The sequence below is a fragment of the Microcystis sp. LE19-41.2A genome (genome assembly GCF_027530405.1).
Classification (GTDB): Bacteria; Cyanobacteriota; Cyanobacteriia; order Cyanobacteriales; family Microcystaceae; genus Microcystis; species Microcystis aeruginosa.
On sequence record NZ_JAPZQJ010000653.1, the window covers coordinates 1 to 7506 of the forward strand.

9 protein-coding genes are annotated in these 7506 nt (G+C 35.7%); 2 read left to right on the forward strand and 7 right to left on the reverse strand.

From position 1 onward, the window contains the following. Positions 1-126: 126 nt before the first annotated feature. The 7 genes from O9290_RS26990 to O9290_RS27020 form a co-directional block, all read right to left on the reverse strand. A complete protein-coding gene (locus tag O9290_RS26990) occupies positions 127-540 on the reverse strand; it encodes a hypothetical protein (RefSeq protein WP_288055154.1) in 414 nt (137 codons plus the stop codon). A 5-nt stretch (positions 541-545) separates the two neighbouring features. Further along, positions 546-995 (reverse strand): hypothetical protein, encoded by a 450-nt coding sequence (locus O9290_RS26995; protein ID WP_150977563.1) that lies wholly within the window; start codon positions 993-995, stop codon positions 546-548. A gap of 25 nt (positions 996-1020) precedes the next feature. Then, positions 1021-1383, reverse strand: coding sequence for a hypothetical protein (locus O9290_RS27000; protein WP_002779156.1), 363 nt, complete (start codon positions 1381-1383; stop codon positions 1021-1023). Between the two features lie 56 nt (positions 1384-1439). Beyond that, positions 1440-1919, reverse strand: coding sequence for a hypothetical protein (locus O9290_RS27005; protein WP_288055158.1), 480 nt, complete (start codon positions 1917-1919; stop codon positions 1440-1442). Positions 1920-1956: 37 nt separating this feature from the next. Next, positions 1957-2199, reverse strand: a complete 243-nt coding sequence (locus O9290_RS27010) for a DUF4282 domain-containing protein (RefSeq protein ID WP_052276204.1) — start codon at positions 2197-2199, stop codon at positions 1957-1959. Positions 2200-2244: 45 nt separating this feature from the next. After that, positions 2245-2787, reverse strand: coding sequence for a hypothetical protein (locus O9290_RS27015; RefSeq protein ID WP_159293588.1), 543 nt, complete (start codon positions 2785-2787; stop codon positions 2245-2247). Between the two features lie 322 nt (positions 2788-3109). Next, the gene (locus O9290_RS27020; protein WP_288055161.1) at positions 3110-4195 is read right to left on the reverse strand and encodes a hypothetical protein; all 1086 of its coding nucleotides are present in this window, start codon (positions 4193-4195) and stop codon (positions 3110-3112) included. A 300-nt stretch (positions 4196-4495) separates the two neighbouring features. Between O9290_RS27020 and O9290_RS27025 the strand changes: the two genes are divergently transcribed. Together O9290_RS27025 and O9290_RS27030 are read left to right on the forward strand one after the other, a co-directional pair. After that, on the forward strand, positions 4496-6013 hold the full coding sequence (locus O9290_RS27025) for an ATP-binding protein (protein WP_288055163.1): 1518 nt from the start codon (positions 4496-4498) through the stop codon (positions 6011-6013). Continuing rightward, positions 6006-7328 (forward strand): tetratricopeptide repeat protein, encoded by a 1323-nt coding sequence (locus tag O9290_RS27030; RefSeq protein WP_288055165.1) that lies wholly within the window; start codon positions 6006-6008, stop codon positions 7326-7328. The genes O9290_RS27025 and O9290_RS27030 overlap by 8 nt, the downstream gene beginning before the upstream one ends. The last annotated feature ends 178 nt before the right edge of the window (positions 7329-7506 follow it).

The window sequence follows — 7506 nt, forward strand, 5'->3', positions numbered from 1 at the left end:
GGATCTCGATGGGAAGAAGCATATCCTTAGTTAAAGCAGATTTTCTTCCTCAGTGCAACCTAAGTCGATGCTTTCTCACGAGTGCGGGTTCATTTTCTAGGTTGACTTCGGCTTCCTTACCAGCATTTATTGAGATGTTGCATTATTGCTACAGCGAATAATAATAGTCTTATTCCCACCGATAAAGGGAGCAAATTCGGGAACACAAAAAGTGTTATTACTCGATCTTTGTTCAACTAATTGACCAATACGAATTAATTCTGTATGCTCTAATGAGGATAATAAATTATCGTTAATGTTCCAATTTTCCCAACGATAATCTTGCCAACTTCCTATTATTTCTAATGGTTGCTGTTCTAAATAAGATTGAGTCGATAGATAGCTATCTTGGAGAAATTTTCCAAAATAATTAGGTAATTGTTCGCCGTTTAATTTACCATGATTGAACAAAGAAGCACAAAACCCTAAATAGTCGGTTATGCGTTGACTACTTTGTTCAATTTTTTGGTTTAACCCTTCAATTTGTTGTTGCCAAAACATAAGCATTATTCTCCTTGTTTAGATAATTTTAAAACATTTTTTTGAGTATTTAACTGATACAGTTGAGAAGAATTAGAGTCATCAGAGGAGTTACCTTTAATAAAAACAAATAAAGTAAACAACAAGAAAGCACCTCCTACACTTAGCCCAATGATTAGGTTACGAGCCTTAATTTTTAAAGACTTTATCTCATTTTTATGAGATTCTATATTAGACTGTTCTTGGTTAATTTTACGGTCTGTTTCTTCTAATTTATCCAGACAAGCTTCAATTTCAGCAGGGGCTAATTGTTGAGAAGTTAAAGGGGAAATAGTCGTAACTTTACTTGTATTACTATAATATTTAGCAAAGCGTTTACTTAGGTCTTTTCGATTAGAATCAGCCCGATCATATTGTTGCCAAATTTGCTCTCTATTAGCAATCATACGAGCAATTGAATTTTGAATTGTTTTCATGTTTAAACCTCTGGGTTATTGTTAATTAATCAACGAGTTGAGGAATAGATAAATCACAGTCATGTAACCACATGGTTGTGCGTGAGGGTTGATAGAAAACTTGCCAAATTTTATCACCTCTATTATTGGTGTTAATAACACCTGTCAATGAGACGACTTGATCAACAATTAAATAACTTCCACGAGTCCCCTTTCTTGCGTCATAAACCCTGCCATCTTGTCGAATAAAATGATTGCTACAATATCCACTCCGATGAGGTTTAACAATAGCTACCACATTACGATAGTTATTTTCTTGATGACGACGCCATGTTTGAGCGTTTACTGGTAAGACTAAGCTGGTTAAACTGACAAGACAGGTGATAAAAAATAAATGAGTAATTTTCATATTTTTTGCTAAATTAATGAAAGAAATATTTGAGGTTAATTAAGACTTTTAGAAGCTTAATGACAATACATTTCATTCCAATTAGCAGTTAAATTACTACCAGAAGGAATACAATCTCGTGGGCGAGTTTTGCCATCAGATTGAATAGCAAAGTCTGCTCCCCAATCTGTCTGATCAGCCCCGAACATTACAACGGCAATATCTTGACAATTAGAAACTATTCTATCGGCATAACTTTTCATTAAAACAGGAGACCTCATGATGTTATCAACAATCCTATCACTTCTTGTATCAAGAGATGTATAGCTTTCATTATAAGGGCTTAATGCGAAAATGATTTCATCTTTTCTATTAGTGGGATTTCTCCTATTAGTTACAGTCCTTTTTGTAAGTATCACCCTTCTAACTCCTTTAGATTCTATTTCATTGACAATAGAATTAATGATTGCTTGACAGCGAGATTGAGCTTTAAGTGGTAAGCTAAACCCTAGCTGACTCAGGATAAAAATAGATAAGATGAAGTTAATTTTTTTCATGATTTTCAATTCGCAAGATGGTCAATTGCTGAAAACATTACTTACTGTTAAGCTTGACTAATTCTTGGTGAATACTAAAAACTAGAATCAATGATTCACAGAAAATTCGCCAGAATAAATTACCAATAATTAAAGTAGCGATTCCTGCTAAAGGTTGCTGAAATAGTCCACTTAAACCTCCTAGGGTAATCAGAAACAAGCCTAAGATATAGAGAAACTTGATAATGGTAATGCTCACCATTTTCCGAAAGGTAAAAAAGTCTTGCCAGAAACTGTTCATTAAATCCTCTTATTGGCTTAGAAAAAAGATAATTTTTGAGGTAAATTACGAATTATTTTCAGGTAATTGTAAAGAATCTTGAGTTCCTTTTAAAGATTTACGCGCCACCTCTCTTGCGTCTCTGCTTAATTGTTCTATGGCTTTTTTAGAAACTTGTTCTAACCACAGTCTAGTACCATAAGAAATTGCCATAAGAGGTAGAATTACCATTAAGGCATAAATCCATGCTATCGCCAACAAAGCAAGGATAATTAAGACAAACATGATGCCATAAATTCCAGCACCACCAACTCCTCCGAAGATAGAGGTAAAGATACTCATAACAGTGGTTAGTACCCAAATAACGCCATCGGATAGCGCAATCAAAACTTTAAAAGCAATATTTGTCCGTCTTTCATATTCTTTGATTAAGTCTTCAATATTGCGTTTATTAGATTCTAACGCATCCGCTACGACATTATAGACGTATAAAGATTTCCCTTCTCCATTGTTATCAATTCCAATAATATTACAGGACTGATTAACATCTGGATTGCTGACTTTAAGCGTTAAAGGATTTCCCAAAAGTTGAACTTGTTGTTGATACATAATACACCAAAACCATACAATTTATTCAGGTAAAGTGCGAATTCTAACCTATCGGTTATTCGACAAAAGCCAATCATCCCCTTATTTCTAAGTTTCGGCTGAACAGGCCGCATCTGGTATGCCAGTATAGCTTGAGAATAATTTGGGAATTTACCCAAACTGGTATCAATTTTAAAATAGCCTCAAACCCTTATAGAGTAAGGAATATGACATCTAAAGCTGAGATTGACTTCGGGACACTTAAGGATATAGCCAATTTTCAGGATAATTTACCTTAAGTTCCCAAAATCTAGTATTTATCGGAAATATACTGAGCTAGACTTCACACCGCAAACGCTTCCTTGTGTTTATGAAAAATCTGGTCAGCGTTGTGGTACTGATGCTTAATCATCCACTGCTCCAGTTCAATGAGATACCATTGACCGGCAAATGTTCCATATTTTAAGCAAACTTTTTCATTATCGTGTAGAGTGTGCTTAAATCCAAAACGTTCTTTATACAGTGCTTCAATGGTTTCGTCCCCTTTTGGATAAGTCGTGTAGGAAATTTCAGTGTGAGCAATATCATGTTTGTAAGTCAAGATAGCTCGAATCAATTGCTGATAAACAAGATAACTTGTTCCTTTTTTGCCAGTTCCCTTTTCATCATACAGAGAGAGACTTTCTCCGATGCTTGTTACATTTTTGGGTAACATCAAATGCTTTCCTGTGTGTTTTCCTTCACAAAATGTTGCAAGTTGACAAGGCAAATAGTAGCCATATTCAGGCAGAGAATAGGTATAACGTGCAACACCGATTACCTGAGAGGGATTATGTTCAGGATAGGCTAGAAAAATAACCGATTGGTGAGTAAATAAATCGTCGATTTCTCTGCAATAATTTTGTGACTCAGGATAGCGATTCTTGAGAAATAAGAAATAGGATTCAATTTCTGCTGGTGTTTCCGCTTCCTTGACCAGATAACCTTTTACCTTTGGCACATCAAAAGAAAGTAAGGCTCTTTTGCTAAGAATCCAGCAGTTGCCAATGTTATTTAACACAATAAATCCAGCACAAGAAAACAGAATCTTCACATATTGCTCAATATTGGGGGTTTGGGATATATCATAGACAAAGAGAAGACCGTTATCCTGTAACATTCTTCGGACAGTCCTTAAAGTGAATAGGGGATCTTTTTGGGTGTAATTTGTGGTCTTTAGCGTTTCAAATGTTTGTGCCGTTAAGTCCTTTTCCTCGTTTGGTTTTAAATTAAGCCAACAAGAAAGTTGCTCATAGTGACGCTCTGGTATTTGACCGCTAAATAAGTGATTGACATCAACTCCATCCGACGACAGTAGCCGCACCGATGTAGATGATAATGAGATAAACTGTTTACCATTGGTTTGGTTGATTATTTGAGAAATAGCCATTTTGCTACCCTTAGGAAGAGGACAACGAGCAATGAGGCTCTCTTCATTGGGAGTAAAGCGATAGAAATCCTTAGATTTCTACAGAGAAGCAAGCAAAACGATGATTTTTGGGCGCAAAAAGCAAAAGAAGCTGGAATTAGAAAGAATTAGAAAGCTTCAATGGCTTCCTATACCTATAATTGAGCAAATAGCTGATATGTGCTTAGTCAGATTAGAGAAAATTTTTTCAAAAAATGAGAATTTCTGGGGATAATTGATCAACAATAGAGAAATAAACTTATGTAGATTGAATAGAGAGCAATGAAGTTAAAACTCTCCGTAGCGGGACTTGAGCAAGTCAAAACCCGATGGGCGCAAAAACAAAAAGAAGGCTGGACTAGAAAATACTTATGCACCGAGGCTAGTCAATTTTCCAAACCCGATGGGAATTGGGAGGAAATTTCAAATGACCCAGCCCACACTTATTACTCTTATTACGCCGACAACTGCTCACCGGAGACTTTAGATCATTTTTTGAGGGGTAAAACCATTCAATCGGAAGGTTTTTTCGCCTTTTGTCGAGCTTTGAACATCGACCCTTCAAAAGTCGCAGATCTAGATAATCTTTTGCAAAAACTGACTCAAGATATCGAGCCTATTTGGGTGGGGCGAGAGTCTCTTCAAAGTGATTTACTGGAAAACCTAAGAGGCGATTGTCGCATTGTCGTAATTACAGGAATAACAGGTATTGGGAAAACTGCCCTCGCCTACAAATTGGCCTTAGCTTTGTGTCAAGAAGGGTTTCCTCCTGAACTGCCTATTGATTTTGATGGGTTTAATCAACGGGAGGATCAACAGTCGCAATCAGAAGCACAAAACTTTATCAGCACAGCTATTGATTTACTCAATCGTGGCGATGAACCTGTTACGGCAAAACAAGCAAAAAAACCAGAACAATTATTAACTCAACTGGTTAATCATCTGAGCAATAATCGTCGATTGATTTGGTTTGATTCAATGGAAAATCTTTTACAAGGAGAACAACAAGATGGCAGTAATCGCTTTAAAGACCCCCTCTGGCGAGTCTTTTTTCAAAAGATATTAGAAGCCGAAAATTGTCAGACTCGAATTGTGATAACTTCGCAGGATAAGCCTGAAGATTTTGAAACTTTTAGTCAAGATCAATATTGGCATATTCAGCCATTAATGGGATTAGAAGAGCAGGAAAGTTTACAGTTATTTGAACGTTTATTTCAACAAGCAGAAGTCGAATTAATTCTTCATGGACGTAACCTTGCTTACCTTAAAGAGATCGGAAAACTTTATGAGGGACATCCTCTCGCTATCCGCTTAATTTCTGGTGATATTATTGATAGACTGAATGGAGATATCAGCACTTATTATGAGGAGAATAAATCCCGATTTCGACGATTAAGAGAAATGATTGATGAAGCTCAAAAAGCCAATCCTGATGATTATTACAAAGTTAACTTAATGACCAAACAATTACGAAAACAACTGCTAGAGGAGGAAGTCGAAAGAACAATAGAGCGACTTGAAAACACTTTTAAAACTGCTTATTTATTGCTTATCTATGGCTCCACTTATTCATCTTTTGAATTTAAAAATGCGTGGTTTGAAAATCTTCAATTATTTTCAGAATACGAGGAACAGGATTTAGACCTAGCTCTTTTTACCTTGTTTAACCGTTATTTAGTAGAAACTCAAAAACAACTGGGATATGAACCACATATCAAACAGCACAGCTTAATTCGCAATGTTGCTTTCAAGCGTCTAGTATCTACCCAAAGAAAAGAAGGAAACCCAAATCATGAATGATTTTAAATCTCCTCAATTAAGAGTCAAAGAACGTCTCACAAGTATCGATTTTACTGTTTTTGGAGAACTCGCTCAAGTCAAACAAAAAGGGGAAATTTTAGGAGCGACAGGAAGTCATTTTGAAAAAGCACATTTTGGCGCATTTATCTGGCATTTAATTGGTTATGAACGCCATATTAAGGATAAAATGGGACAGCAGCTCTCTATTCAAGAACGGGCAAGTCGTTATGTGGAAGCATTTCTCTGTCTATGTCGATTAGGTTGGTATAAAGAAGCTAAATCTTTATTTTCTTTACCCTTAGAAATTCATGATCCAACTTCTTTCCCTTTGCACAAACAATTACGCATCTGGGGACGGTATGAAGAGGGCATAAAACTGTGTAAAGAATTATTAGGAAATCTTGACAATGAAACCGATTTTCTCTGTTTAAGTGAACTTGGTTATATGTATCGAGAATTAGGACAATTTGACCAAGCAAAAAATTATGCAGAGAAACTCTTATCCTTAGCCGAGCAATTAAATAATCCTCTTTGGAAAGCAAGAGGCAAAGTAAATATAGCAACAATTGATGGAATACAAGGTGAATATTTAAGCGCTGAAATAGTACTGAATGAAGGTTTAAATCTAGCCGAGATTATTCCCGATTGTGACGAAAAATTTGAGATTATTAATGTTGCTTATTTAAATCTCGGTAATTGTTATGGTTATCAGGGAAAAATTGACCAGACTATTGCTTGTTTAGAAAAATACTTAAAATGGGCAGAAAAAATTAAAAATCTTATTTATCAAGCAATGGCTTTACGAAATTTAGGAGAAGCACACCGGCGAATCAATGATTTGAATCAAGCTATCGATTATACTCAAAGAAGTCTTAACTTATCTGAGCAAATAACCGATGAAGCAGGAATTATTTTGTCTTTGGGAAATTTAGCCTCAATTTATGGGCAACAAGCAAATTTTCAGGAGTCTGAAAAATACTTTAAGCAACAAAAGAAAAAAGCTTTAGCTATTTCAGATGTAGCAAGTGTTGCCCATGCTTGTGCTGGATTAGGAGAAATTTATAGTATCACTCGAAAGGATGATCTAGCCTATCAATATCTTAATCAAGCTTTAGATATTGCCCTCGATATTGGAGAAAGATATATAGAACTAGAGACTTTAATTGTTTTGGCAGAATTTGAAGAAAAAACCCATGATCTTAAATCAGCTATTAATCACTGGCAACAAGCCTTAAATCTTTCTGAAAAATTAAATATGCTCTCCCATAAAGAGAACTGTGAACAAAACCTAGAAAGGTTGTTAAACCCCAACTAAGTTGAGACTGAGTAACGCACAGAAAACGGGTTTCTCGGAGAAACCCGTTTTCTACTCATGCACTCATGCAAAAGGGGGAATACATAATCAGTTTTTAATAACTGGATTTAGTATGACAAGCAACTCGTTGTCACCCCTTCAGCGGTCACATTAGATTGAAACAATCTGAATTTCCCTG

What these genes read in the sequence shown, in the direction of transcription:
- O9290_RS26990 (WP_288055154.1), bottom strand. Translation starts at nt 540, where the DNA reads ATGTTTTGGCAACAACAAATTGAAGGGTTAAACCAAAAAATTGAACAA.
- O9290_RS26995 (WP_150977563.1), bottom strand. Translation starts at nt 995, where the DNA reads ATGAAAACAATTCAAAATTCAATTGCTCGTATGATTGCTAATAGAGAG.
- O9290_RS27000 (WP_002779156.1), bottom strand. Translation starts at nt 1,383, where the DNA reads ATGAAAATTACTCATTTATTTTTTATCACCTGTCTTGTCAGTTTAACC.
- O9290_RS27005 (WP_288055158.1), bottom strand. Translation starts at nt 1,919, where the DNA reads ATGAAAAAAATTAACTTCATCTTATCTATTTTTATCCTGAGTCAGCTA.
- O9290_RS27010 (WP_052276204.1), bottom strand. Translation starts at nt 2,199, where the DNA reads ATGAACAGTTTCTGGCAAGACTTTTTTACCTTTCGGAAAATGGTGAGC.
- O9290_RS27015 (WP_159293588.1), bottom strand. Translation starts at nt 2,787, where the DNA reads ATGTATCAACAACAAGTTCAACTTTTGGGAAATCCTTTAACGCTTAAA.
- O9290_RS27020 (WP_288055161.1), bottom strand. Translation starts at nt 4,195, where the DNA reads ATGGCTATTTCTCAAATAATCAACCAAACCAATGGTAAACAGTTTATC.
- O9290_RS27025 (WP_288055163.1), top strand. Translation starts at nt 4,496, where the DNA reads ATGAAGTTAAAACTCTCCGTAGCGGGACTTGAGCAAGTCAAAACCCGA.
- O9290_RS27030 (WP_288055165.1), top strand. Translation starts at nt 6,006, where the DNA reads ATGAATGATTTTAAATCTCCTCAATTAAGAGTCAAAGAACGTCTCACA.